The organism is Cupriavidus sp. C2SS-8b (genome assembly GCF_057073745.1).
Genome location: NZ_CP172719.1, coordinates 68,050 through 93,480 on the forward strand (window position 1 = coordinate 68,050; position 25,431 = coordinate 93,480).

The window sequence follows — 25,431 nt, forward strand, 5'->3', positions numbered from 1 at the left end:
TCGGACTGCGAGCGATGCGGATCATCTTCGCAGTCTACGCCACGACCCTGCTGTTGCTGGTGGCCTGCAACGCCTATCACCCATTGACGCTTTGCACCCTGGCCGAGTATGTCGCAGCACGCCTCTTGTCGCATGCTGAACCTACGTTCGTAGCGGTCGCTCTCATCGCTTTGTCGTCGGCGGTCTGCACAACGATCCTTTCCATCCTCATTCGCGGCGCAAAATACCTAGCCGCGAAACGTCCTGTCAGCCAGTAGAGAGTATCCATGTCAATGCGCATCCTCATGGGGTACAACGAGTACCTCAAGAAGAAGGAGGGTAAGGAGGTCCCTGTGTATTGGGACCCCGCCAACATCATCAACGCGCACCTCATGGTCGCAGGGAAGTCCGGTACCGGCAAGACGACGCGCTTGATGGACTGGATTAAGCAGGTCACCAATACTGCGGACCACACATTCGAGCGATTTCATATCTTCGACGTACACGGGGATATTGAGATACCCGGCGAATCCCGCATGGAATTCTCCGGCCTGACCAGGTACGGATACAACCCACTGGTTCTCGATCCGGATGTGAGATCGGGCGGGGTGAACCGGCAGATTACCTTCCTAATCACCACCATCAACAAGACGTCCAGAAAGCTAATGGATCGCCAAGAGGCGACTCTGCGCAATCTGCTTGTTGACCTCTATGCCTTCTTCGGCATTCAAGAAGAGCGCCCCGAGACGTGGCAGCGGGAGGAGATGACCGAGGCAATGCGCGACGAGATCTGGAGGGATCGTCGCTTTGGGGATCTCAAACGTTACTACCCCACGCTGCGCGATGCCATCGGATTCGCTGAGCGCCGCTTGAAGGCCATGTATGGTGGCCTCAACGGCCACGAGTCGGGTTTCAAGGCGGTAGGTGCGCTTGAGCAGATGAACAGTGCAGCGCAGAAGATGCAGAAGTCGCTCACAAAGAAAGAGAAGGCATTCGATACCGAAGACAAGGAGCGCGCACAGAAGGAGTTCGAAACCGCAGCGGCCAAGTTCAAGGAGAAGGTGGACGAGTACATCGCGTCGATTGAGACGGGCCTGGAGTTCGACAACCTCATCAAGTACGAGTCCAAGGAAACGCTAAAGAGCGTGATCGACCGCCTCAAGAACTTTGAAGCGAAAGGCATCTTCAACGCCAATCCCCCGCAGTTCGATCCCGACGCGAAGGTTTGGGCTTACGACCTCACTGCACTCTCCGACGAAGAGCGGACACTGTTCTGCATGGTGCGTGCCGAGGTCATCGCGCGCCGCAGGCGGCTCGCTGGAAAACTGCCTCGCGGCGAAGTGCGCGAGATCATCGTAGCCGACGAAGCGCCTACGTTGTTCGATGACAATCCGGACAGCATCTACAACCGTATCGCAAAGCAGCTTCGGAAATTTGGCGTCGCCTTGTGGGCGCTCGCGCAGACCCCGTCTGATTTCCCGGAAGGGGTGCTGACCACGGTCGGCACAAAGGTTCTCTTGGGTATCGATAGCTTCTACTGGAAGTCATCATGCTCGAAGCTGAACATCGAAGACAGTGTCCTAAAGTACATCACGCCGTGGAAATCGATGGCGGTCTACATGGACCAGACGGGCAAGACCAACGCGCGATTCTTCAACGTTGAACTCGCGGGGGCGAACAAATGAAGGGGTGCACCTGGGAAGCAATCAAACGCATCTGCAGGCGAATGGAGATTGCCGGCCTGTGCGTGTTGGTTGCCCTCACCCTCGCCATGACGATTCGCGATCAACTGCCAGCAAGCGAAGGCGACCTCGCGCACTTCGAGCAAGTGGCCTCCAAGTCGATGCGGGCCGCTGCCGACTTCCGAGTCTGGCGGGATGAGAATCCGCATCCGAACAAGCGCGAGCTGCGCGCTGCGAAGCGGTCAATTTTGCGGGGCGCGTAGAAAAAAGGGACTTCCCCATGTTGTCATGGCGACTGATGAAGGCGACAGAAGCGGCGTGTCAAAGCGTGTGCTACAGCGCGGAGGCGGCAGCGCATTACGGCGAGTCATACTCGGTTTGGGACAAAGCGGTTGACTGGTGGAGTGGATTCACTACAGGTTGGACCAAATTACAGGAACATTCACCATGATCGAGGCCTGACGATGGATTCCCGAGACGCCACCGCAGGCCCCGACCTGGACGGCGAGTGCATACACGACCACAGCGATATGTGCGCCGCATACGCCACTGCGTAGGCCTACTGGCCTTTGCACTCGACGTCTTTGCCGACGTGTAGAACGAGGCACTTTCTGGCGTCCAACTCATTCGTGGCGCAATAACTGCGGATGTACTCTCGGTCGTAGGAAGCGCAGAAAGAGGCGGTGTCACCGACCGCCGAATCGAGGCAGTCGCCAGTGATCCCCGCCAGGGTCTTCAGACATTTATCCGACGAGCATCCAGATTTCATCGACGCGATAGTCTTGGACATGCATTGGGCCTTTGTAATCGACCGCATGAATTGATCGGTGAGTTCGGTCTGCCTCCATGCGTCCACACGCGGATCGGCATGGGCCCAACTACACAGTGAAGTAATGAGCAGAAAGCCAATGGCGCGCGCCGAGCGAACTGTATTCTGGGGCATATGAATAATCTTCGTGGCCACCTAGGGGGAGGGAGGCGTCGCCGGCACGAGGACCGACACTGCCGGACTGACCGGTGCGAGTGACACAGCTCGCCACACCGACGCCTCAGCGGCAATATTAGAGGACGAACATTGCCGCCGCATCGAGCCCAGGCACCGCATCTTGCTGGAGGACTAGGCCGAGGCGATCCATGACGATATCGGCCATTTCATCCTTGTAATTCCGCTCGGCCTGCGGATTCAGCCGTCGGTTCGCCGCGCCAGCGACGAGGTCTGCGAGTTGCACGAGCGGGCTTTTGCGCGAGGAGATGGTTTGTACCTCGGAGACCGTTACCTGGTCAGGGAAATCGCGTTGGAAGTTTGCGATAAGCGTTGCCTTCATCTCGGCCAGGGCGATCCCGTCCAAGGACTGTTCCTCATCGAGTGTGATGCTAATGTCGCGCGGGAGGGCAACACGGTGGTTGTCGACCTCATGCCGCAGGCCTTGCATGAGCATGTGTTCATGCAACTTCGCGACCACCTCTTCGATTGATCGTCTCGTGCGAGCACGTTCGAACGCGATCAGCTTGAAGCTGAGAAACTCTCGGTGCGCCTCTACCACGCCGAGGTACTCTCTCAGAGTCTCCATATCATTCCGGCCAAAGCGGGTGAAGTGCACCTCCCTGTTGGCCCATGGCGAGGTCTTCTGCCATTTCTCAATCGCGCTTGTTATGTCCCAAACGGAACGACCATTGAGCACCCAAACGGCCCCGACGATGACATAGGCAGCGGTTTTCCCGGTCTCGTCGGCGAAGACAGTGAGACTGGGTCTCGGCGGCACATCGTTGACCACAGCGGCAAACATCTCCTCCTCGCGGTTCTTACGCCGCTTTCTGACAACTTCATCGGCCTGGAAAAGGCCATACTCGTTCTGGATCTTCGCGCGAGCGCGCGTCAAGATCGGCATCCGCTCCAGTTTGAAGAAGTCGGCAGGAAGGATGCCGTTTGCGTTGTAGACGTCAGCGTTGAACATCTCCCAATACTTCAACGCGAGAACCACATCACTATTTCGCGCGGCGGGGTAGAGGTTGAGAATCATGGCGACGCGCGTGCGCTGGTCAGAAAAGTCCGCGCCGGCGAGTGCGGACAGCAGCTTCTTCTTCTCCAGCTCGCGCTTCAGACGCTTCTGCTCTTCAGCGTCCAGCTCTGCGGCCTCGTTGGCTTGCTGGGGGATGGGGTGGTCCGTTGGGATTGCGTCTTCGTCAGCCATATCACATGCACCTGTAGTCGCCAAGATACCGACACTTTATCCGTGCAAAGCTGGCGCGCATAGCTTGGGGCCTGCGTGGGTGCTCTCTAGCGACTGGACGAGCTGAATCCACGCAATCTGGCACCGCTCGGCGTCTTAATCTTTATCCATTCCGGCGAGCTTCCACCAACATACGCGCTTCCAGCGCGCTTTCCTACGATTCCCTCAAGTTGCAACGCGACTGCGCATTGGTAAAGCCATTGACCATCGCTGTCCCAGTCTACGAGGAGGAATCCGGGTGGCGGAGGGGCGAGCAGGCGTCGAAGCGCATCCATGCGTTTCTCAATCGCAAGGCCTCGGAGATCTTTCCCGCTCGTCCACAGCAGGTCAAAGACGCAGTACACCACTGGCGACGCGCCTGGATACCAGCGCCTGTGTCTGGAGCGCTGAAGCAGTGCTTCGAACTCGCTAATGCCCATCTCGTTCAAGACGCAGGCCTCTCCATCAAGGATGTGAGGGCCAGGCGGAAGACACGCCAGGCCAGCAACGATTTCCGGAAACCACCGTGTCGCATCTGCACCGTTCTTCGTACGGAGCGCCGCAGGTTTGCTGGCGGCGAGCACTCGCATTCCATCGTATTTGAGTTGCCAATGCCATGCGCCTTGTGTCGGGAGAACTCTTCGCAAGACCGGCTGCATTGGAGTGATGGCGGCGAGAGGCGGGGTAGCTTTGCCTGGCATTGCAGAGATCATTGAGGTCTGACACTACTCCCAAAATAGGCCCCACGTCATAGGGGGTCAAGATCGGGCAGGAAATGACGATATTGCGTTGGCCTGCCGCAGCGCCGACACGGTGCGGCAATTTCGGTTTGACGTAGGGGGTATGCGCCCTACAAGATGTTCTGCATTGACCAACCACAAGACCTCTCGTCTTCTCGCGGAAATGAGGGGCAATTGTGATGCGCTACGTTGCTATCGTACTGATTTCCCTATTTGCCCAGATGGCACACGCTGCTGACGCCTCTATCCAACCCGCCGCGCACGAATGGCGCACGGTACAAGGCTTGCGCTACATAGTCTCCGGTACTCTGCGCAAGAGCGAAGGCAGTAACACAACGGTGAAGCTCGTTCACAGCATCGTCGCTGCGCGCACCCCAGAGGAAGCATTGGGATACTTCACTCGCAGCGCTTTGGAGTCGTACCCGGACTACTCGCTGATGGACACGCTCGTGACGCTCATCCCGTCGAACTGCGGGTTCGAAACTCAGATCTGACGCAGAGAGCCATGATGCTGACGCTATCGAAACTTCTTGGCTTCGCTCCACTTGACCGGCTGCAGATCAATTGTCCTCGGGAGATCAGAGAGTCTTGCGGCGTTGAAGACGCGAGGGCAGAGCTTCCTTTCTGGTTCTTTCAGCGCGTGCTCGATGATGGGCGATGCGAGTTGAGATCTCCCGGCGGCCATATTGCGAGGATAGAGGCGGCGGAGATCTGCGATCACAGGCGTGGGAGTCCCATCGTCGTCCGGGCAATGACACCTAGTGCCTTTGCGAGACGCAGCCGTATGACAATTGTTGAACGGCAGCGGCCTCCGGAGGACGTTTGCTACGCGCAAGCCCATGTTCTCTACGTCAGGCGGGATCGATGGGGATTTTTCGACGCGTTCGTCTGGTTCCTTGATTCGACGTTGAACGGTGAAAAGCCCTATATGGCTGCACTTCACGACGACGACAGGCTGGCGCTTAGACGTGCCGCAACGCGTCGGCGAATGCCCGTGCTTTCCGATTCGACAGGGGCATATTCTGCCGATCTTGGTTGCGAGCGCGAAGCATCACTAAGCAGGCACGCCGTAAAAGCCTTCATCGCTGCGAGTGTAGGCGGGAACGGCCGATTGGTCCGCGCGTTGTCTGGCCTTGGTGCGCAAGCTCACACCGCAGCTACAATCAACAAGGTGGTGAGAGGAACGAAGTGAGCACGATGATTACGACACTCCTGGCCGTCTGCTGCGTGGCGCTGCCCGCGGGAATCGCGGTGGCCCGGTACCGAGCTGCGAAAGAGGCGCGTATCGCTTACCTCGCATTCTCGCTCTCCATGCAGCTTGCATCGCGTCGTCGGGTTCGCGCTGCAGGGATAGACTACTGGAACATATCATCTGCCCCTTCGTTGACCGGCGCGCGATTCCGGCACCCGAAGCGTCCAGAATGCATTTAACGGCCCTCAGCGCATTCGCGGGCGCGACGTATCTATCATGTGAGATGCGTCCTGGCTAGCAAGGACGTGCGATGTGCCAATCTCAGCCGCCATTTCCTGCCATCGCTTCCACGCAGCCTCTTCCCAGATGTCCCCCATTTGCCCGAGATCGACACGAATTTCGACAGGACTCTCAACACCTGACTGAGAAGTTCGGAACCGTGTCTCAAAACCTGTCAAATCGACGTCCCACGGGCCATCTCTGAGGGCGAAGGTGCCTGTCATGCCGTAGACGTGGAACTCAAGGATTCGCTGCAGTTCTTCCGCTTCGAGCGGAAGTAGCGAAACGACGCCTGTAGCCAGGTCAACCATTGCAGCCAAGCGCCGAGCTGCGTCCGTCGTTGCGTCATCCGATGGCCACGTGAGCGCTTGATACTCGCTACTCAGTTCGCGGACCTCGTCGCCCAACTGCCTCCTGCTGTTGTGCCAATTCTGCAAGTCCGCGTCGGAACCGTCCGGCCCGCCCAATCTTAGATCCTGTAGGCGCGCGGACTTTTCTCGCAGTTTCTCTCGCAAGTCTCGTACATATTCTTCACGCTGATTTGCGGCATGCTCCGCGTCCCTCCGATGTGCTTGAGCGCGTTCCTTTTCGTCCGCAGTGGACGTAGGGGAGGCCCCAATGCGCAGTTCTCGGATGCGAGCCAGACGGGCAGCCTCGCCATATGGGTCCGCCTCCGTGCTGGCGTACCGCACGGTCACCCAGCAAGGGGCGGTTCCTTGCGGGAGGGGCTTCAAGTCATTCAAGTCATCCGACATGGATATCTCCGAATAGGAATGTACGGTCCCCAGGCCACTGCCTAGTGCTAAGCACTAGGCGCTCATGTCAAGCGGAAACTGGACAGTCGGCTTCATAGTCGCTAGACTGCATAGGGGAGATTGCGTATCGTTGTAATACTACGTAATCAAATGTATTTTACGCGAGTCTGACGCAGTTAAGCGCTTTTCCACTACGGGAGAACCCTATGTCCTTTACGAACCACCCATCGGCCCCGCAGGAGCCGGTGCTTCGCAATGTCCAGAAGGTGGGCGACAAGTATTTCGAGCGCGCCGTGTTCTTCAAGGCGACTACTGGTCGTGCGGCATTCAAGGGCTTCATTGACCTGCTGGGCAATGGGCGAATCCCTGTGACGGGCTTCATCAACAATCGCCGGGATGACTCGGGCGGCAAGGTGATCTCGTTGAACTACACGCACATCGACCAGCGCAGCGGCGAGATCTCCCATCGAACCGTGGCCTTCGGCAATGTCGTTAACCACCGTGGCGACGGTGATGACGTGTACTTCGATACGGTGCTCTTCAACGCGGTTCAGGAGAACGGGGAGCGCGTTGAAGGGGCTGAGCCCGTCGCCGTGTGGGTGACGGATGCCTGCGATGCGGAGTTCCATCAGCGCCTGGGCTTCGATCAGCCTCGCGTCGCCCGCCCGTCCCGCGATGGCGACGAAGAGTACAGCGATCTGGAACACCAAAACTACCTTCCATAAAGGACGGGGTACATGTCGTCGTACGTAGTCGGTCAAAGGCTCTCTGGAGGCGTCGCCCGCTTGCGGCCAGCGGAGACAAAGCCTCCAGAGCGCTACAACGAGGGCACGCTGATTACGGCGATGACCAATATTCACCGCTTCGTGACCGACGAGGCAGATCGCCGGATCTTGCTGGACACAAAGGGAATTGGCACCGACCGGACGCGTGACGCGATCATTGAGACCCTCAAGAAGCGCGGATACGTCAAGGTCATCAAAGGTCGATTCCACCCAACCGAGTTGGGACTGGAGTTGATCCAGAAGCTACCGCGAGAACTGGCAGATCCGGTGACCACCGCGAAATGGGAAATGGCACTGGGTCTAATTGAGGAAGGCAAGATGCCGCCCGACCAGTTCCGGTTGATGATCCGAAAGATGTGTGTCTCCCTGGTCGATGCCTTGAAATCAGTGAAGTTCGATATCGACAAGCTCGGTCCCACCGCAGAAGAGAAGCCCCGCGCGCAAGTAGATGAGAGTTTGCCTGGTCACGGGGAGCAGTGTCCGGAGTGCAAGAAGGGCAAGATGGTTGGTCGCCGACTGGCATCAGGAAAACAACTGGTGAGCTGTGGAAACTACCCGGCCTGCAAACACACGAAATGGATCGATTGATGATGGATAACGCATCGAAAGTGAGTTTCCTCGCGCTCGTCTCGGATTTCTCCGGGGAGCGTGCGCCGAGTCTTGTCCAATTGGCGCGAGGCGCCATCGGCATGATCGAGTTTCAGGGCACGCGCGGCGAAAACCCGGTCGCGGATCTCAAACTCGTCGGTGACCGGATCGAATTCAGTTGCTACCTGGGGTTGTATGGCGTGCTGTTCCCGGAATTCCGCTTGGATCCCGGCTCGGCAACGAAGACCCTGACTGGCGAACCCTACACGCAGGACCTCGTAATACGGGTCTTGCGGACATGCTTCCGAAGCAGCAGCGAACTGCTTGTCCACGATGACCGGATGATCCTGGACGAGGAGACGTTCGTCGTGGACCCCAGTACGGAAGCAGATCTCCACGAAGCGCTTACCACCTGAAACTGAGCAATACCATGGCATTGGACGAAAACACTGAGCTGATGCGCAAGATGCAAGCGGCTGGCAGCACGCTGGTCCGTTTGTCGCGCTACGCGCAGATCGGCGTCACCCCCAGCCGCGAGAACCTCCGCAAGGCTGCGGACTATTTCGAAAGCGTATCGCGCGTCGTTGACGACAAGCTGCGAAACATCGACCAACAGACGGCCACGCAGCGTCTGCGCGGCCTCGGCATGAGGGGGTGAGTCGTGACTGTGCGTCGCTGGATCGATCTTGGCCGCTACGACGGTGCGCAGATGCAAATCGCCGCGGATTGTCCACCTGACGGGCGAAACAGACTCGTCGTGCGGGATTATGTCAGGAGTGATCTGTCGAAGCACGGTTTCGAGAACCTGGGCGATGGACTGTGGATTGGCAATTCTGCGTCTTTCAAGGTCGTTGACCTCAAGGCATGGTTCCCCGGATTCGACCCCACGCGCGACATCAAGGACATCGACGCGGCCGACATCCTGATCGGATACGAGGATCTGGATCTAACCGACGCGGAGGCGCAACTTGATGCGCTTGCGACATCCACTGGGGCGGGCGCGCAGCCGTCAATGGAAGAGCAGGGGCGGCGAATCCGAGAGCGTACGGACCCAGAGACGGTGAGCAGAGTCATTAACACCTTCCCTACGGGGAAGGTGTTGACTGCCCTGTCCACGCCAAGTGAAGACAAGGAGCGCTTTCTTGCAGCGGAGAAGCTGCCTGCATCCGCTCCGGCCCGCCTCGACGCAGTCAACGGCAAGTTGGAGCAGGCTCGGAAAGATCTGGCCACCGAGTTGGCACGGTATGACGAGCTTCGTACCAAGGGTATCCACGCCCTGTCCAACTATGACATCGTGGTCGCGTTTTCCGGCGATGCTGTTGCCGCCCTGCGCGGCGCGCTGAACTTCAAGTCCGGGCATATCCGGTCTATTCTGACGCGGCTCGAAGCGCTGGTCGGTGAAGCGAATGTGTTGGAGCAAAGCGACGCAGACGATGCCCGAGATGAGCAGGCGCAAGGCGGCGCTGCCCAAGCAGAATCAGATCAGAAGGCGAGTTCACGCAAGACGCCTGGCACCAACGTCCGCTGGACGACGCTTCGCGAGTGGGTAAAGGGTTGGAGAGCCATCGAACGACGCGCCCCCTCTGTAACTCGCCATGCACAACTGGCCGCGCATCTGGATGCACTGGCGGCGCAAACCGATGTGATCACATCCGAAACCAGCGATGCCGTGCTTGCCAGCGCGAAGCGCCTGATCGAAGGGCGACAGCCGGCGCGCGGAACCCGAGAGGGCCATCCGACTACTGAGATCCTGCAGCGTATCGGCACCGCACTGAATAGAGTGCGCATCGCTGCGCGCGATGCGCAGTACCAGGCCAGGCTCGCCAGCGCAAAGTCCCTCGGCGAGGCCAACGGCATGACGCGATCAAACGGCGATGGCTCTGTATGGCACAGCGGGGACTTCAACGCCAAAACAGAAATCCAACTTCATGTCTACAGTCCGCTCCATAGTGCGAAGACACGGTATGGGATAAGGCGCTTCTTCGACGGAGAGTATGCCAGCGGCACTTACGACAATCCCGAGAGCGCCGATGAGGCTATCAAGGCGACACATCGCGCGGCATTCGAAGCGGTAGCACAGACAGACGCTCAGCCTGAGTCTCAGCAGAGCGAAGACATTGCAGCAGAGGTCATCGATCCACGCACTGCGAGCATCGATGACCTCCGTGCCTACGTCGTTGAAACAATCGGAAACGCTGAGGCCTTCGACGGGTGCGGTACCGACACCGAGAAGCGTGAGTTCGTTTTGGACTATCTATCCGCTGCGGAGCCGGCTGAACGCGTGCGGCAGTTCGGCATTGCAATGCGGAACCTTGGCCTTGGGCTGGATGGACTGGATCCGCGCGTGTGGTCGGTCGATCTTGGAAGCGGGCATGAAGTACACGCATCTCTGGAGCAGAATGGCGCAGTTCAGGTTCGACGTCTGGCCGGAGAAGAGTGGGCTGAAGAGTGGGAGGGGGCATACTCCGCGGAAGCAACTCGCCAAGTGCGGGACTTCGTGCAGCGCGCAATGCAAGCCCCCCTATCGCACGATGACGGCGAATCCGAAGCCGAGGCCGACGACGTCCAGGTCGAGCGGCTTCGCGGGCGAGTCCACCGTTTCGCATCCGGCATGTCCAGAGCCAAGGATTTTCACCCTGCCGCACGGGCAGAGCATGGTATCGGCGTGGACGTCGGAGAATTGTCGGATACTGCAATGCGAGAACTCGCGGATCGCATTGTGAACATGCGCGCTGAGGTCTTCGTGGACTCGGGTGCGTTCGGTTTGTTCAAGCGAGGCCTCAAAAGCGGTGACGTACGCCCGATGGACTTTGATGCCGTCCTCGCGAAGTATGGGCAGTTGCAGCAGTACATTGCCGAGGCCAACGTCGCCGAAGAGAAGATCACAGCCCCGATGTTGGTGATGCCTGACGTCGTGGGCGACCAGGCCGCTTCGCTCCAGCTGGTCGAGAAGTACCGTGACTGGATCAAGGTGGAAACCCAGTTCCAGGTGTCCCGCCCCGTCATCCCTCTGCAGCGTGGAGATCTAACCCTGTCTGAAGCCTATGCGCGGGTTGTAGAGATTCTGGGCAACGATCAGTTCATTGTCGGCATCCCTTCGAACGCAGCCGCCATCTCACCGGACGAGTTCGTCTCCTTCCTCCGCGAAAGCAAGCCGAAAGCTATCCATATTCTCGGTGCACTCGCCGACAGGCGCTTGAATCCCCGTCTGGAGCAAATCATCGAAGCTGGTGTCGACGCTGACATCGAGGTGTCGGCAGACGCCAACATCTTGCGCAGCAAGATCCTCACCCCCGACCTGCAAACCGGAGAGCGCGCTGCGCGCATCGAAAAGGTTCTCAGTGGCGCGTCCATTGAGGCAGATCATGACGCAACGCGTGAAGACACCGTGCGCCGTGCCCGCGGAGCAAAGAATCCGGAACGCACGCGCGAACGCATCGAAGATGCCGGTGAGAAGATCGGCGGGGCACGCAAGGATTTCTATAGATCGGCGTTGCGCATTGATGATCTTGCGGAGATGAACGACCGCGAGAAGGCGGAGCTTGTCACTAAGGACAACGTCTGGCCGTCACGAACTATCGAAGACTATCGCCAGGCGGGTGTGGACTCTCGCGTGGCGCTGTTCCTTCAGTATCTTCGCCGTGAGTTTCCTCAGAGGCCTGGCAAGCCAGCGCTCATTGAGCCATACGTCGAGCTAGTCGGCAAGCTGCAGGAGGTCATGGCGACATGCAAGACGTACGACGACGTCGCATCATTCGCCAACAAGCTGGCAGAAGCTGGCATTCTGGAGATCTCCCACTCGAGTTACGGGAAGCGCACGGGGATGGAGGACCGCTACAGCGATGTGCTGGACGGCAGCATGAATCGGTCCTGGTACTACGTGAGCAACTATTTTTACGATCCCGAGGCGGGCTATCGCCGCGCCCAGCAGGCCTACCGAGGGCGGTCGTTCCTTGTGAACGGTGAATACATCCGTGCCAGCGATCTTGATTCGGACGGCTTCTATGATTTGCTGGCTACTCTCAAGCAGCGCACCGTGGAGCGCCAGAAACAGACGCGCGAAAATCGGAGCAGCGACGATCCGGACAAGGCGGCGCTCGCACGGCCCCATCTGGCAAAGGTCATTCGCGATGGGTTGCCTGAAGAGCGAGACGCACGGGACATTACCGCCGATGATCTGCTCAACGATTTCGGGTTCCGCGGTTGCGAGTTCGGCAACTGGCTACCGGACACGGAGCGGCAAGACGTTCTCAATCGTGCCTATGACGCCTTCGCAAGCCTCAGTCGCGTACTCGGTGTCCCCAAACGGGCTCTGAGTCTGGGAGGCACCCTCGCCGTAGCGTTCGGGTCCCGCGGGGCCGGTCGGTGGAACGCGCATTACGAGTGCACGCGTAAAGTCATCAACTTGACCAGGCTGCGCGGGGCAGGCTCCCTCGCACACGAATGGTGGCATGCGCTGGATGATTTTGTCGGCGAGAGGATGAAAGAAGCCCTCGGCGATTCGATGGCGCGGCGGGATGTCAGTCACCTCTACTTCGCTACCGACCTGGTCGTAAAACGCTATCGGGAGAGGCGCGGCGGAAAGGAGAAATTCGAGGTCTACGGCGAGGACTGGCGCTTGCCTGGCAGCGTACAGGATATGAAGCCGATCCTTGATCTCGCGAACGCCATCGGCGTGCGGCCATGGAGCAAAAGCGAGGTGCTCCAACAGGTGACAACCGACATGATGGGTCATGAGCGGAAGCTGCTTTCTGCGCTGACGGAAGTTCTTGGCCACATCAGGCCAGATGAGCAGATCGATGCCGTCCGTGAGCAGGCACGTCGGATGGTCGAACAGGTACGTGCAGAGGCATTGAACGGACAGAGGATCTCACGGTCGGCCACTCACCCCCTGCAGCAGTCGCTCGCAGACACTCCCACGGCCCCGTTGACGAGCGATCAGAGAAAGCGTCACGACTTCCATGTCCGCCGTCTGTCTACCTACGTCGCTGACTATCTTGACGCATTTGAGCTTGTACAGGATGAGAGCTTGCGCAATGCATCGGAGCATGCCAGGAAGCGGACCTATACCAAGTACGCTTCTGACGCGAAGCACTTTGACGCCAAGAAGTCCGATCAGTATTGGAGCGTCATGCATGAGTTGACCGCGCGTGCCTTTGAGGCGTACGTGCAGGATCAACTCGCCGAGAACGGATGGCGCGACGATTACCTGGTGCACGGGACGGAAGAGGCTCTGCATGAGCATCGCGTTCACTCGGCCTACCCGCTCGGGGAGGACCGCACCGGTACCAACAAGGCCATGGCCGCGTGCGTCGAACTTGTGAAGGCCAAGTTTGCGGACGATTTGCAACCACAAGACGCCCAGGCAACTGCACCGCGGTTGCGCGTGGCGTAAAGGGATACATGGAATGGTGATTGAGTTCCTGAGCAACGCAAAGCATGCGCTGAGCGAAGCCGAGTGGTCGGCATTCGCTAGTCGATACCTGACCGACAAAGCTCCGCCGAAGCTGGTCGAGGGCAGCGTGGAGGACCTTGAGCGTCAAAGCATCCTGCGCAAGCTAAGGGGAGGGATGGCTCATGTCGAAGGCTGAGTTCGAACGCGCCGAGAAGCTGAGTGCATCTGCCCGAATCTTTCGCTCCATCGCCCTTGAGATGATTGAGGTCACCGCGATGGATCTCGCGCGTAAGCCTCCGGAGTACACGGATACGAGCCGGGGAGCACACGAGGCCCGTCTCACACGCGAGACGGCGCGGCGTTGGGTCGCAGGCGAATACGACACAACCGCTCCGATACCATTCAGCATGTGCTGCGAGGCGCTGGGTGTCGAGGAGGAGGCGGTTCGGCTTGCGTTGAACGCGGATCCGACGGGGCTCCTAACCCGGCTGAAGGCGATGGCCGAGCGAGATCGCGGAGCAGCGATTATGGCGGGGACTCCAAGCGACGGGAAGACCATCGACCTGGAGATCGCGACCGCCGTGCAGCTTTGCCGTAACGCGGTCGACTCTGACAAGGAGCGAGCCTACGCCGAACTGGAAAAACTCTCTGAGCGCCACATGATGATTTCCCTGCCAGGCAACTGGAATGGAAACCTTCAGTTGCAGGCGTGCGTCGAGCGCGATGGGTATGTCGAGCCAGCCGCCGGTGACGACGAAAATGGCGTCTTCTTTGGCGTCTACGCCCAACAGGACGACGGCACCCATCACTGGCTGATTGATTACGGTAATCGCGGGCAAGCTCAAAAGATGGTCGACCGTCTGACGCGGATCGCGGCGCTAGCTGCAGAACCCGTGTCCACATTGGGATGGAAGGCACCGGACACGGTAGCACGCCCCCGATTTCGTTGACCGAAAACGTACGTATAATAGCTATCATACGCAATTCAGGTTTCTATCATGGACATCTTCCGTATTCCAGTGGAGCACCATCGCGCGCTGGCAGCCTATTACGAACGGATGCTCGACTGTTCTTTTGTCCTTAATGGGGTAGAAGTCGGTCACAGTGAGGTATTCCACCATTCCGGCTTTCTCCCGTTGATCGTTGAGCAGGCAAGCCGGCTCAGTGAGCACGTGTTCTCGCAGCCATTGCCAGCCACGTTCGTGAAAACGGAACACAGCCTGCTCGGGCAGCGGGTCGAGATCGCGGAAGATTCGCCACAACCGGTCCTTCTCCTGCTGTCACATGCGGCAGATTTGCTCTTCTCGCCCGAAAAGGGAAAGACCGTCGAACTGTATCCGATGTTCGCGTATTCAATGCTGCCGCATGACCAGCGCGGCCGATCCGACTGGCAACCAGCGCGGTTCTGACACCTTCCACAGGGAATCTACTGAATGAACTCGACCGATCACCCACTGACCCGCCTGCGCACCCTGGCAAGCGCTTTCTCGGTAGATCTGGCTGATAGCGCTACGCGCCTGATGGCGCTCGCCAGCACCCAGCTCACCCGCACGGGCGGCATGGACATGGAGACCGAACTCTCCCTCGCTGAAATCGCCGATTCGATTGAGCGGCAGGCAAAGGCCGATATCAACCTTCACGCGATCGAATCGGTTGTCTACCGGCACCGTGAGGAAGTCGCCGGATGGTTGCAGGATCCGTGCTACGACCTGGAGGGGATCACCGACAATCCCACGGACATGCGCCACCTCCGCGCGTTTGCCTACATTGCAGGGGAGGCGGGCTCTCCGAATCTGACCAATGCGATGTATGTGCTTCGGCTAGAAAAGCGCGTGGCAACGCTGGAAAATCGCGCGTCGCTCGACCACCGCCCGACGGATGATGACGAAGCTGGTACCCGAATGGGCATCCGTCCGGGAGTCTAACGTGCGGCGCGAAATCTCCACAACCGTTCTCTGTTTTGCCGTGCTGTCCGTGCCGCTGCAAGCGGTGGCACAGTCCTGCGACATCGCTAATGCCATGTCGACCAAGCGCCAGGCCGAGTACGACCGCCGCATGAACGGGATCGACAATCGCTTTCAGGAACTGGTGAACCTGAACAGCCTCATGAGCGCCTGCCTCAACAACTTTCCGAGCATGCCGACCCAGTGGACCACGTCGTCGGCCATGACATCAGCTTTCCAGCAGGTGCGAAAGAGCGTTTGCGAGGGTCTGGTCGACAAGGCAAAGAAGAATTATCAGCAGGCGTTGAACGCTGCGCAGAACGCTGGCTCATCGGTCCTCGGCGGACAGCAAACACCGTCCCTGCCAGACATTGCCACCCAGTTCCCGTCCACGCCGCCGCTCGTGCCGACGCAACCGACTGCGAATACGGTTAGCAACTCCATCACCGACCGCCTGAAGAGGTTCTTCCAGTGAAGCGAACACTACCATTCCTGGCGGCGGCAGCCGCGGCGGCAGTCTCTTCACCGGCTAGCGCCTATGCATGTGATGGCTGTGTAGTCAGCGCAGTACAGGTGGCACAGACCAGCATCACTACGGCCATTACGACGTCTGTCAACGGCATGTCAACCGCGCTGCGTACGGCCCTCGAAGCCATCAACACCAACCTCAGCAATGTGGGTTCCAAGGTGGCCGATGCGGTTGTCCAGACTGGCAACCAGCAGCGCGAAATGAGTGTCGAGGTGCAGAGGCGCGCTGAGAAGGAACGAGTTGAGCGGGAAACGGAGTTACCCATTGATCCCTGCTCCAATTCAGGGGCCAACTATGCGAGTCAGGCACATACCGCTTCGGGTAGCAAATCGTCCAGCTACAAGCGAGGTGGGGGCACAGCGAACGTCAGCAATCCGGTCCTCGCCAAGGCCCTGAACGACCCCGTCCCCTCGCCAGAAGCGACGCGCCGGCAGACGCACTCCATCCACACGACCAAGTATTGCAGTGCGTTGGAAGCCCGCTTGGGCTATCCAGGTTGCAACCCGTCATCCATGCCTGATGCCGATGCCAATATCGAGTCAATTCTGACCGGGGCGGGTATGCCTGGGAAGGACCCTGAACTTTCCTTCACGTCGGATCAGGAGGAGGCTGCGCGCGCCTATTCGCGCCTATCCATCGATCCGCATCCTCCTCAGAACATCACAAAAACGGAGGCTGGAACCGAACAAGGCAAGCTCTATATCGCATTGCAGAAAATGTACCAGGCGAACATTAGCGGTGCCGAGCGGGTGCAGTTCGATGCAATCGCCTCCCGCGTTCCGTTTCCCGGAAGCGCCCGGTACGTTGACGCGGTGCGGAAGGCAGATGATGCCGCTAAATATTTCGACGCGACGGCCTCACGGCAAGCGAAGAGCGGCACCATGAGCTGGGCGGAGATGACTGAATTCGAGGCTGGCCGGCGTGCGCGCAATCCGTACTGGGCAGTAACGCTTGCCACCGCTTCCCCCGAACGGATCCAACGAGAGCAAGCCATCATGCAGGCATTCGCCATCGACCTCCAGTACCAGTCGCTGCGACAGCTTGAGAAGCTCAGCATCAACATTGGCCTGCTACTAGCTTCCGAGACGCGCAAGGAACTTCGCCCGGCCATTGAGGCGCAGCTTCTGCGTGTTCAGAGCACTAACGCGAGGTAATCCATGCAACAGGTAGAGGCCCGTAGCGCGGAAGCCGCCCTGGCCGCGTTCCGTTCAGGACGGATGGCCGATGGCGTCGAAGCGATTGCCCGTGCAGCCGCACGCTTTGATCAGGAGGTGTCCGTGTCGCTGTCTGGGGCGCGACCTGCTAATGATTCAATCAAAGCGCTCACGAAGGCGTTTGTGGAAAGCTACCGCGCTTTGAACGAGGCGCAGGATTCAGCCAGAGCAGGGGGGGTGGTGAACCACGAGACCGGCGACGCCCTCAAGGGTGTTCTCCGGAAGGTCAAGGATGAGTTCGGGGCAGGCATCGAGCAAATGCGCAATGACCTCCAGCGTCTGGAATCGCACTCGCCCGGTGACTACGGCCCATTCTGCCAGACGGCCAAGGACAAGATCAGCCGCCTGGAAACTTTCTGGAAGCAAACGGCAAAGGCAGCGCCAGCGCCTCGCATGTAATCACTCCCCTGTCCAGAGACGCGCAAACTTTCGGTTTGCGCTGGTCCCCTCCACTCCCCATACTGGTTCGGATCACTCTAAGGGAAGGACGATGATCAGTAACGACGAGCAAAAGACAGCGATGCTCCGCGCAGCCAGAGGCGCACGAGCGGTTCCCATGGCGGAAGTCGCCACGCGAATGGGCACCGTGGTCGTGGGTCATCCGGATATTGCGTCCGCGGTGTCGGCTCTCTCTAATACAGATGCCGCGGGCGTTCGCCTGCTCTCGGTAGTGCCGGAATCCTGGTCCGTTGCGCACCAGAACGGTGACACAGGAAGTCTGGGAATGAGCGACGACGCCAAGACGCTTCTCTATTGGGCGGAGGGCTCGCGGGATTGCGTAGGCGACGGCAGCTATTGGAAGGAATGCTGGTGGAACGCACGTGCGTGGGCGGCGTTGATCATCGGCACAGACTGCTAGTGGGCACAAGCGCCCCAGACATCGCCAACTGCGCCGTTCCGGTTTTTCCGAGGACGCCACTCTGGTCGCCGATCCTTTGCCAGCCGGCTTCTTGCACAAGGCCACTCCATTGAAACCGTCCAGCTCCTATTGGGACATCAGAGCTGGATCACGTCGCTCCCTACTTGGAAGTGTCGCGGCGAGAGCTGCCAGAGGCGCTGTCCGCGAACGTCTAGGCAGCTTGACCTTTGTCCCCGCTGGGGATATATAAGTCGGCATTATCGCGACGATATAGATTGGACAAATGGCAGCAGAAAAGAGTCTTTCCGAGCTTCCGCAGCAGGAATTTTTGCGGCAGGCAATGGCGCAGCTTGCGATGACGCGCGATGAGTTCGCGGTGCGAATCAGCGTGCCGAGGCGCACGCTCGGTACGCCTGGATGTAATCGCTAGGAAAAAAGGGAGGATTTGGGAATGACGTACGTCGCACTGGAGCTGCTCGCGAAGGACGCAAGCACGTATCCGCTGTCGAACATGATTGGTGCGGGCGGTCCTTCGCCTACGGCCCCTGGGGTATTTGAGGTGCTGCTTTCCGACTTGCAATGGCCGGACATTCAGGCATATCTCGACAGGCAAGGCCTACCCTACAAGTTCGCCGAACCGAGCACCGCTTCACGGGTCGCTCGGAATTGCCCCGGCTGGTAACGGAAAAGCCATGCCCGCACTGACAGTAGCAGATTCACTTCGGATCGCGATCAACGTCCTTCGGGACGCGGCAGAGTCTCGCAGAATGCCGTCTGGCATTGCACTGGATGACCTTGCCGCAGGGATGCACGCCGACGCCGCTGAGACGCTGGAAGCGTCGCTGGCCGACCTGAAGGATCACGAATAGGAATAGCGCAATATGTACAGAATCGATCCGGCTAGGCCGATGTCTATCGACGGCAGTGTGACTCGTGATCTGTCGAAGATGACTCAGGAACCGCTGCACGACCTTGTGATGGATCTTGCGCAGCAGACACTCAACCCGGGGTTCCTGCGTCTTGCAGACCGAGTGGAGGAGGCCCGCTTCGATGTTGCCCAGTCAGCGCAGTTCTTGGAGTGGCTCATTGGTGAGTCGAACTGGGCCAGTGAATTCTTTGAACACTTGCAATGTGTTGCCGAGACGGACGCTGGCGAGCCGCTGCTAACGACGTGGCTTAGCGCAGATCGTTTCTGGAGCATGCTCAGTGACGGACGCGGGGTCTCCGCCGTCGAAGCGATCTCGGCGGGCGTGGATCAGTGGCGCTCGCTTGGGCTCGATGAAGTCTATTTTGACTTCCACGTCCTAGGTTCAAGCGCCTCTGCTCACGCACAAGCCGAAGTTTCCGCCTCACCTGTCGCCGTTTAATCCAGGGGAAAAAGACCGCGCACGAAGATGAAGAAGATGCCGAGTAGTTCCATAACGGAAAACCAAGCCCGCTTCGTCCGCGCCATGAACCGTGCCGGCGCGCGATATTTGGTAATCGGAGGTAGGGCTATGCAGGCGCTAGGGATTACGAGGCGATCCCACGACCTTGACGTATGGGTCAGCCACACAGGCTTCGCACCGGATCAGGTTCACGCTGTACTCTATGGGCTCATCGGAGAAAGCGCGGACTCTTTGAAGGATCGTCTGGGGGAGCCGGGTAAGCGGTTTGTGATTCCCAGCCCGAGTGCGCCAGAGATTGACATACTCACATCCGTTGGCGATCTCGACTTTGATCAGATATTCGCCGCCAGCAGGGTGGCGACTTTAGGACCTTCTGAGTTTCGTATACCCGAAAGAAATGACCTCATTAGAACAAAGGAGGCTGCAATCGCTTCCTTGGAGGAGCGGATAGCGGCTGGCAACTGGGTCGGCGAGGATTTGGCGAATGCCAAGGCCGCGGTTGCACGGGACGCAGCAGACATCGCTTTGATTAGCGCACTTCGATAAATGTACCGTGATCTTTGCATCGGGAAAAGCCCCGGCGCACTACGCGGCCCGCAATCGGCCGGAAGCCGGTGGAGAAACTGCAGTGAGCAAAACCACACGAGACGTGCTGGCCCACCTGGTGCCAGGGATCTTCGTCATTGTCATGCTGTTAGTTTTGGCACTGGGTGTCCCGTACCTGATGGCTCAGACCGGATTCACGACGTGCCTGTTCGCGACTTCGACTGAGCATCCCGTCATTGTCGGCGTGGTGCTGGCTCTTACCGGCATTCCGCTGTTTGCCCGGGCGCGCCGGATCTTTGGACAGAAGTAAGTCGGAAAAAGCGCGATGAACCTGATCGATGAAGCCCGCCGTTGGCGCGAGGAACGGGGATACGTTGGCAGGGGCGGTGTAGTGGTTCTGTTTGAGGGCAAGGCTCAGGGTTGGGTGAACGAATTGCGCAATCCCGAGCGCTGGCAGCCTGGCTGCGTGGCGGTTGGTGAGCAGGGCCGGAGCTGGACGACTATCGCCGGCAATGAGCGCGACGGCGCGCTGATGTGGCTACCGAACGATCCTATCTAGAGGAAGGGAGAACACCAATATGAATGCCTCAAGATTTCTAGTGCTCGTAATCGCCCTGGCGATGGGCGCGATTGGCTGGCACGGCCTGACCCATAAGCCGTCGGCGAAAGAAGGTGCGCCCTGCATCGCGTCCCAGGGAGTGAGCAAAACCGCAGACGGCTCGACGGTCGTCTGCAGCCAAGACATGGGCTGGAAGCCAGCCCAGTAAGCCACGGAAAAGAAAGGCCTCCACTATGAGCGCGACGCCAAAGGAAGGGCTTGCACCGATAGTCGATGCCAACTGCACGCATCTGATACTTGGCACGATGCCCGGAGATGAATCACTGCGGCTACAGCATTACTATGCGCACGGCGGCAACCAATTGTGGCAGATCTTGGGGAAGGTCTACTTGGAAAACGTCCAAGACGAGTATGAGCGCCGAATCGATTTCCTTCTTCGTCACGGCGTCGCGGTCTGGGACGTGTTGCGCAGCGCAAACCGTAAAGGGAGCTTGGACTCGGCGATCAAGAACGAGATCGCAAACGACTTTGCCAATCTGTTTGGGCGCTATCCGCGGTTGAGGGCAGTTGCATTCAACGGGACGAAGGCGCAAACGTTGTTCAGGCGCCATGTTGTCTCCCAGCCAGGTGTACCAATGGCGGAGCTTAGATGTGTCGTACTGCCGTCGACAAGTCCAACGCCAGGCCTTCACGTTAAGCCGCTGGCGGAGAAGGTCGCAGAATGGCGAGATTTTCTGCTCGGTGCAAATGCAGTGGCTTAGGACGAAAAAGGATATGAAGTTGAAGACCTTATTGCTTGGTGTACTGGCGTTTCTGCCGGCTATCGCATTCGCCCAGGACGTGCCAAACGTGGACATTCATGGCGAAGTTATCGTAACTAAGCCGGCCCGCGTAGAGGGTGGGTTTCACTTCCCCGAGCAGAAGGCCAGAATGATCAAGTTGCCGAGTGGACAGCGGATGCCACTGCAGCAATTCTTGCTGACCTACTGCCAAGGGAAGCGCACTGACGAGACATGCGTGCGAGGCGGAAAAATCCTCAGTATCGATAGTATCTCAGGCCCCAGCGACAGACTGCCCCCGGGCCTTTGAATCCACTGGAAAGGACATGAAGCAAGACCCCTTTTTTGGCGTGCCGTGCTCAGACCTCAGCTTTAGTCGGGATGAGTGGGTCTCGTTCATAGCCCCTTTTATCGAAGCGCTTGCGGCTCGCTACCCCGAGCATGCCGATCACGTCCGCGCTAACGCCTTCGAGGACAGCGGCCCGAAACTTGAGGACTTCGATGCTTACGGCGAACGGGAGGATACAGGCCTGCGCGTGCGTGGGGAGATCATCTGGCGCTATCCGGCGAACGGCAAGCATGTGTGCATGATACGTCCCGGTGGGCACCATTCATTTACTTGGGCGCTGTGCGACCCGGATTGACTCGGAAAAGGAGATCAAATGCTGAAGCTGGTTGCGAAACTCGCCTTCGCGGTCGTGGGACTGTGGGTCGCTATGGGCGCGGCTTCTGCGCAAGCTCCGAGCGTCGATTGGAGGCTCTATGGCAGTGCTTCGTATGGGAAGCGGCAGATTTGCTTCTACGATGCAAACGGGCTGACGAGCGCGCCGGACGGCCGCGTGAAAGTGTGGACCAAGTGCCTGCTTAAGCAAGATCTCGACAGGGTCGATATTAAAAAGGACTTCGGTGGGAAAATTCTTGAAGACACTGCACAGAAGTTAGTGCAGGGCTACTCACCGCCCATCGCGTCGGTCGAAGCCGGCAGTGCTGACGATCGCATGGTGGCTACCCAGTATGAAGTAACGGCGGACATCGCCGGCTTGCAACCGCAGTCCAACATCTTTTACGAACTTGACTGCCCGCAGCGGAGGTTGAGGGAACTGAGCATTTACGTTCGGAGCGGAAACAAGAGCGGCCTCAGCGACAAGCCAAGCGAATGGAAGTACGTTCCACCGGAAGGGAACGGAGCGCGCCTGCTGAGGCTCCTTTGCCCAGCGCGATAAGGGTATAGCAGCACCGCAAGCTGGTCATGGACGGGGACTTGGCATTTGAAGTGCCTGACCTTCATTGAGTACGCTAAAACTTAGTCGATAGGAAAATCCCTAGTCGTCGCCGCGGTACTACTTGTGCCGTCTGGATAGTCAGACGGTTTCTTTGATTCTTCGCAGCTCCGCGGCAAACGCTGCGCCGACGTCATCTGGATTCATGCACAGCGCCACCTCTTTGCACAGAGGACTTGTGGAACGCCTGGCGCGGGTGACGACAGCCACATAGCCGCTTGTTGATAGTTGGCTCGCATAGACTGACACCCAAATGAAGTGGCTGTCGCCAACGCGATAGATCTCTGCGGCTGATGCATCCGAGCTGGTGACCTCCCTTGAGTGAAGAACGACAGGCGGGAGGTCGGCAAGGTGAGTGATGAGGGAGCGCCCGATCTCTTTGCGAAAGCCGTGGATCGACGTTGTCCGCGTCATGATCAGAACCTCGGGCGTCGGGATGGCAACTGGTCGGTGACGGGTGGAGAAGCGGATTCCCCGGCCAGCACAGTGTTCCATTCAGGCGATACCTGTCCCAGCACTGCAAGTTTCTTCTCCGGTTGCACGAACTCGCGTGCAAACCTTTCGCACTCCTTTGCGTCCATGAGTGTCGGCGCAAGTAGTGCGGGTACGGGGCCACCTCCGTGCGCCCGCCAGATGTTCGGCATCGTCATTGCGGCGAAGAATTGCTCGACCTGACTCAGTTCACGGTCCTTGGCGATAGCCAGGAGACGAGCAGCGTCAAAATCGCGGGGGAATTCGTACTCAGACGGTGTCGCAATGGGGTTATCGGACACGATCAAGCGTGCTCCGAGATCCGCCGCCACCGCGACGTACTTTCGGCAGTAGTCCTCACCCTCTGCCACCTGAAGCATGACGTGATCGCCTCGTTGCAGGAAAAGAGCAAGATGAACGTCATCAACAATGATCGGCTCGTGGGCAACGCGTTGCGATTGCGGTGCCCCGGACACGCGCGAAGCGGATAGACGCCCAGCATCTGTAGTCACCAGGAGCGGGAAGCTGTTGAACAGGACCCGGCGTGGCGGACAGCCCGTGCGCTCCTGCAGCGCACGCATGACACCGATATACCGCTCAACCGGCGTTGTCGATGAAACGATGCAGGCTAGCTGGCCTGCATCGTTGCTCTGAAGGTGGATGGAGCGAGGTGTCAGCATTGCCTAGCCGCGGAGCTTCGGTGCTCGGTTCACGACAAGCGGCGAATCACCTTCGACCGCATAGCGCTGGAACTCTTCTGGCGAGAGGTCCTTGGTCAGGAGCTTGAAGTCGAGATCCAGTGCCTGCACACGCATCTTTGCCTGGCGCAGATCCTTACTCAAGGACTCCAACTCGTTCGTGCTCTGGGCGGCTACCATCTGGCCCTTGATTTCCCTGAGACTCTCCCGCGCCTCGAGCAACTCTCGGTGCTTGTCGTAGACATTGCGTTGCACCAGGACGTTGTGGTGTGCATCGCCGATGTAGAGTTTGCTGGGGTCATACGACGCAATCCCCGTGTTCAACACCAGCGCACCGCCGACCGCTGCCATTCCCAGGCGGATATAGGCTTCGCGCTTGAGGGAGTCGTGAAGGCGCAAGGCCTTCGGCGTCATGGAGAATTCACGAGTCAGCGATTCCCCGTTGGCTAGAATTCGCTGCTGTAGTCTCTGCAATGCGCTCATGTTAGCTCCCGTCAGTGGGTGAGAAGTGCCTTGATCCGTGCCACGCGCTCATTGAACAGAGCATCTGAAATATGGCTGGCGTCACGGAACACGTCATTCGTGGTGGCCTCTTCCAGCGACACGACCGACAGGCCGAGTTCCGCCAGGGTGGCGTTCCCCCGAATCGGGGTGAGAAGGGTGTTGAATTTCTCCACCAGCTTGCTTTCATCACCTTCGATGACGGTCTTTGCAAGCAGCAGGCACGTTGCAACGGCATCCATCAACCTGGCAACCATGTCAGTACGCGCCTCAACCTTGGTAGCCACGGTGTCGGCGTACACAAAGGCCGTGAGGCGGGGGGTGAGGGCCGGGTTGTGGGCGAGAACTGCCTGCACAACGTCCTGAATCATCGGGTCCCGGAAGTAAAGGCGCATTTGTTGACTCCAGTACAATAAATATGTATCGTTACCTCTATACGGAATTATAGCCTGACCAGCGGGAAGCATGGTGGGCGATATTCCCCGACTTCGGTGGCTCCCCTGACTCTGCCGTTGCGCATCCCGAGCAACGGTTGTTGCCACCCGTCACCACCCCAAAGCACCGAGCTTCCCTCCGCTTTGGGGTTTTTTTTTATCTGGTGCGTACCGGCAGCGGTACGCCCGCTGTTTGACCTTAGAGGCGGAGAATCGCCATGGTGTGTCAGATTGAACCCTTGCTGTGGGAAGTGACTTTGCACAGCGCCCATCGACCGTTTGATCGTGTTCTTTTCCGGCCTGGCATGCCGGATACGGTCGAGTGGCCCGTTGTCCAGGTCCAGACGGACCGGCTAATCGATTGCTGGGAGCGCAACGGCGAGTATCTGGCTCCTGTTGGGCAGTGGCCGACTGGCAAGCGCCGCGAAGTCCAGAGTCTGTTGAACCCGGCGCGTGGTGCCGTATTGGCCCCCCACGTCAAGATAGCCGAACGTCTCCGTTCCGCCCCATCCCTCTTGCGCGTGCTCGACCGTGGCAGAGGCCTCATCGTGTCCGTGCTCAAAGGCCGGCACCCAACGCGCTTTTTGGCCGGCGCGGGGGCAAAGCAGATCGTAGTCCAGGTCCA

General features: G+C 58.9%; 35 protein-coding genes. 28 read left to right on the top strand and 7 right to left on the bottom strand.

The window, feature by feature from the left end; translation table 11 throughout:
• The first annotated feature begins 14 nt into the window (after positions 1–14).
• Genes ACIGJB_RS33000 through ACIGJB_RS33010 form a run of 3 tightly spaced genes read left to right on the top strand, consistent with a single transcriptional unit; the run spans position 15 to position 1,924 of the window.
• Entirely contained in the window at positions 15–257 is a 243-nt protein-coding gene (locus tag ACIGJB_RS33000; protein WP_483735317.1) for a hypothetical protein, read from the top strand.
• A gap of 9 nt (positions 258–266) precedes the next feature.
• Positions 267–1,664, top strand: coding sequence for a helicase HerA-like domain-containing protein (locus ACIGJB_RS33005; RefSeq protein WP_483735318.1), 1,398 nt, complete (start codon positions 267–269; stop codon positions 1,662–1,664).
• Between the two features lie 41 nt (positions 1,665–1,705).
• On the top strand, positions 1,706–1,924 hold the full coding sequence (locus ACIGJB_RS33010; RefSeq protein ID WP_483735319.1) for a hypothetical protein: 219 nt from the start codon (positions 1,706–1,708) through the stop codon (positions 1,922–1,924).
• A gap of 798 nt (positions 1,925–2,722) precedes the next feature.
• On the opposite strand, the gene ACIGJB_RS33015 is transcribed toward ACIGJB_RS33010, so the two are convergent.
• Both ACIGJB_RS33015 and ACIGJB_RS33020 read right to left on the bottom strand, forming a co-directional pair.
• Positions 2,723–3,853: a DUF3800 domain-containing protein gene (locus ACIGJB_RS33015; RefSeq protein ID WP_483735320.1), complete on the bottom strand. Its 1,131-nt coding sequence runs from the start codon at positions 3,851–3,853 to the stop codon at positions 2,723–2,725.
• Between the two features lie 86 nt (positions 3,854–3,939).
• Positions 3,940–4,584, bottom strand: coding sequence for an ATP-dependent DNA ligase (locus tag ACIGJB_RS33020; RefSeq protein ID WP_483735321.1), 645 nt, complete (start codon positions 4,582–4,584; stop codon positions 3,940–3,942).
• A gap of 206 nt (positions 4,585–4,790) precedes the next feature.
• Between ACIGJB_RS33020 and ACIGJB_RS33025 the strand changes: the two genes are divergently transcribed.
• Both ACIGJB_RS33025 and ACIGJB_RS33030 read left to right on the top strand, forming a co-directional pair.
• A complete protein-coding gene (locus ACIGJB_RS33025; RefSeq protein ID WP_483735322.1) occupies positions 4,791–5,105 on the top strand; it encodes a hypothetical protein in 315 nt (104 codons plus the stop codon).
• 11 nt (positions 5,106–5,116) lie between these two features.
• Positions 5,117–5,803: a hypothetical protein gene (locus ACIGJB_RS33030; protein ID WP_483735323.1), complete on the top strand. Its 687-nt coding sequence runs from the start codon at positions 5,117–5,119 to the stop codon at positions 5,801–5,803.
• 245 nt (positions 5,804–6,048) lie between these two features.
• On the opposite strand, the gene ACIGJB_RS33035 is transcribed toward ACIGJB_RS33030, so the two are convergent.
• A complete protein-coding gene (locus tag ACIGJB_RS33035) occupies positions 6,049–6,489 on the bottom strand; it encodes a hypothetical protein (protein ID WP_483735324.1) in 441 nt (146 codons plus the stop codon).
• 554 nt (positions 6,490–7,043) lie between these two features.
• Between ACIGJB_RS33035 and ACIGJB_RS33040 the strand changes: the two genes are divergently transcribed.
• The 23 genes from ACIGJB_RS33040 (at position 7,044) to ACIGJB_RS33150 (ending at position 22,645) form a co-directional block, all read left to right on the top strand.
• Positions 7,044–7,562: a hypothetical protein gene (locus tag ACIGJB_RS33040; protein WP_483735325.1), complete on the top strand. Its 519-nt coding sequence runs from the start codon at positions 7,044–7,046 to the stop codon at positions 7,560–7,562.
• Between the two features lie 12 nt (positions 7,563–7,574).
• Positions 7,575–8,210, top strand: a complete 636-nt coding sequence (locus ACIGJB_RS33045; protein ID WP_483735326.1) for a DNA topoisomerase — start codon at positions 7,575–7,577, stop codon at positions 8,208–8,210.
• Positions 8,198–8,626, top strand: coding sequence for a hypothetical protein (locus ACIGJB_RS33050; RefSeq protein ID WP_483735327.1), 429 nt, complete (start codon positions 8,198–8,200; stop codon positions 8,624–8,626). The genes ACIGJB_RS33045 and ACIGJB_RS33050 overlap by 13 nt, the downstream gene beginning before the upstream one ends.
• A 14-nt stretch (positions 8,627–8,640) precedes the next feature.
• Positions 8,641–8,868 (top strand): hypothetical protein, encoded by a 228-nt coding sequence (locus tag ACIGJB_RS33055; RefSeq protein WP_483735328.1) that lies wholly within the window; start codon positions 8,641–8,643, stop codon positions 8,866–8,868.
• A gap of 3 nt (positions 8,869–8,871) precedes the next feature.
• Positions 8,872–13,605 (top strand): LPD1 domain-containing protein, encoded by a 4,734-nt coding sequence (locus tag ACIGJB_RS33060; RefSeq protein WP_483735329.1) that lies wholly within the window; start codon positions 8,872–8,874, stop codon positions 13,603–13,605.
• Positions 13,606–13,618: 13 nt separating this feature from the next.
• Positions 13,619–13,801 (top strand): hypothetical protein, encoded by a 183-nt coding sequence (locus ACIGJB_RS33065; RefSeq protein WP_483735196.1) that lies wholly within the window; start codon positions 13,619–13,621, stop codon positions 13,799–13,801.
• Positions 13,788–14,555, top strand: coding sequence for a hypothetical protein (locus tag ACIGJB_RS33070; protein ID WP_483735197.1), 768 nt, complete (start codon positions 13,788–13,790; stop codon positions 14,553–14,555). The genes ACIGJB_RS33065 and ACIGJB_RS33070 overlap by 14 nt, the downstream gene beginning before the upstream one ends.
• Positions 14,556–14,603: 48 nt before the next feature.
• Positions 14,604–15,014 (top strand): hypothetical protein, encoded by a 411-nt coding sequence (locus ACIGJB_RS33075; protein WP_483735198.1) that lies wholly within the window; start codon positions 14,604–14,606, stop codon positions 15,012–15,014.
• Positions 15,015–15,038: 24 nt separating this feature from the next.
• Positions 15,039–15,530: a hypothetical protein gene (locus ACIGJB_RS33080; protein ID WP_483735199.1), complete on the top strand. Its 492-nt coding sequence runs from the start codon at positions 15,039–15,041 to the stop codon at positions 15,528–15,530.
• A 1-nt stretch (position 15,531) separates the two neighbouring features.
• Entirely contained in the window at positions 15,532–16,023 is a 492-nt protein-coding gene (locus ACIGJB_RS33085) for a hypothetical protein (protein WP_483735200.1), read from the top strand.
• The gene (traW, locus tag ACIGJB_RS33090) at positions 16,020–17,231 is read left to right on the top strand and encodes a conjugal transfer protein TraW (protein WP_483735201.1); all 1,212 of its coding nucleotides are present in this window, start codon (positions 16,020–16,022) and stop codon (positions 17,229–17,231) included. Before ACIGJB_RS33085 ends, traW begins: the two co-directional genes overlap by 4 nt.
• A 3-nt stretch (positions 17,232–17,234) precedes the next feature.
• On the top strand, positions 17,235–17,690 hold the full coding sequence (locus ACIGJB_RS33095) for a hypothetical protein (protein WP_483735202.1): 456 nt from the start codon (positions 17,235–17,237) through the stop codon (positions 17,688–17,690).
• 157 nt (positions 17,691–17,847) lie between these two features.
• Positions 17,848–18,150, top strand: coding sequence for a hypothetical protein (locus ACIGJB_RS33100; protein ID WP_483735203.1), 303 nt, complete (start codon positions 17,848–17,850; stop codon positions 18,148–18,150).
• Between the two features lie 283 nt (positions 18,151–18,433).
• The gene (locus ACIGJB_RS33105; protein ID WP_483735204.1) at positions 18,434–18,580 is read left to right on the top strand and encodes a hypothetical protein; all 147 of its coding nucleotides are present in this window, start codon (positions 18,434–18,436) and stop codon (positions 18,578–18,580) included.
• Between the two features lie 21 nt (positions 18,581–18,601).
• Entirely contained in the window at positions 18,602–18,832 is a 231-nt protein-coding gene (locus tag ACIGJB_RS33110; RefSeq protein WP_483735205.1) for a hypothetical protein, read from the top strand.
• Between the two features lie 10 nt (positions 18,833–18,842).
• Positions 18,843–19,019: a hypothetical protein gene (locus ACIGJB_RS33115; protein WP_483735206.1), complete on the top strand. Its 177-nt coding sequence runs from the start codon at positions 18,843–18,845 to the stop codon at positions 19,017–19,019.
• Between the two features lie 12 nt (positions 19,020–19,031).
• Positions 19,032–19,517, top strand: a complete 486-nt coding sequence (locus tag ACIGJB_RS33120; protein ID WP_483735207.1) for a hypothetical protein — start codon at positions 19,032–19,034, stop codon at positions 19,515–19,517.
• A gap of 649 nt (positions 19,518–20,166) precedes the next feature.
• Positions 20,167–20,394, top strand: a complete 228-nt coding sequence (locus ACIGJB_RS33125) for a hypothetical protein (RefSeq protein WP_483735208.1) — start codon at positions 20,167–20,169, stop codon at positions 20,392–20,394.
• Between the two features lie 15 nt (positions 20,395–20,409).
• Positions 20,410–20,643, top strand: coding sequence for a hypothetical protein (locus tag ACIGJB_RS33130; RefSeq protein ID WP_483735209.1), 234 nt, complete (start codon positions 20,410–20,412; stop codon positions 20,641–20,643).
• 233 nt (positions 20,644–20,876) lie between these two features.
• A complete protein-coding gene (locus ACIGJB_RS33135) occupies positions 20,877–21,404 on the top strand; it encodes a DNA-deoxyinosine glycosylase (protein ID WP_483735210.1) in 528 nt (175 codons plus the stop codon).
• 13 nt (positions 21,405–21,417) lie between these two features.
• Positions 21,418–21,732, top strand: coding sequence for a hypothetical protein (locus ACIGJB_RS33140; protein ID WP_483735211.1), 315 nt, complete (start codon positions 21,418–21,420; stop codon positions 21,730–21,732).
• Positions 21,733–21,748: 16 nt separating this feature from the next.
• On the top strand, positions 21,749–22,066 hold the full coding sequence (locus ACIGJB_RS33145) for a hypothetical protein (RefSeq protein ID WP_483735212.1): 318 nt from the start codon (positions 21,749–21,751) through the stop codon (positions 22,064–22,066).
• An 18-nt stretch (positions 22,067–22,084) separates the two neighbouring features.
• Entirely contained in the window at positions 22,085–22,645 is a 561-nt protein-coding gene (locus tag ACIGJB_RS33150) for a hypothetical protein (RefSeq protein ID WP_483735213.1), read from the top strand.
• A gap of 138 nt (positions 22,646–22,783) precedes the next feature.
• Here ACIGJB_RS33150 and ACIGJB_RS33155 read toward each other — a convergent pair whose 3' ends face one another.
• From ACIGJB_RS33155 to ACIGJB_RS33170, 4 genes are read right to left on the bottom strand one after another with little or no spacing between them, the layout of a single operon-like run.
• The gene (locus ACIGJB_RS33155) at positions 22,784–23,116 is read right to left on the bottom strand and encodes a hypothetical protein (RefSeq protein ID WP_483735214.1); all 333 of its coding nucleotides are present in this window, start codon (positions 23,114–23,116) and stop codon (positions 22,784–22,786) included.
• Positions 23,117–23,118: 2 nt separating this feature from the next.
• Positions 23,119–23,853, bottom strand: a complete 735-nt coding sequence (locus ACIGJB_RS33160; RefSeq protein ID WP_483735215.1) for a hypothetical protein — start codon at positions 23,851–23,853, stop codon at positions 23,119–23,121.
• Positions 23,854–23,856: 3 nt separating this feature from the next.
• Positions 23,857–24,354 (bottom strand): hypothetical protein, encoded by a 498-nt coding sequence (locus tag ACIGJB_RS33165; protein WP_483735216.1) that lies wholly within the window; start codon positions 24,352–24,354, stop codon positions 23,857–23,859.
• 11 nt (positions 24,355–24,365) lie between these two features.
• Positions 24,366–24,767, bottom strand: coding sequence for a hypothetical protein (locus ACIGJB_RS33170; protein WP_483735217.1), 402 nt, complete (start codon positions 24,765–24,767; stop codon positions 24,366–24,368).
• Between the last annotated feature and the right edge of the window lie 664 nt (positions 24,768–25,431).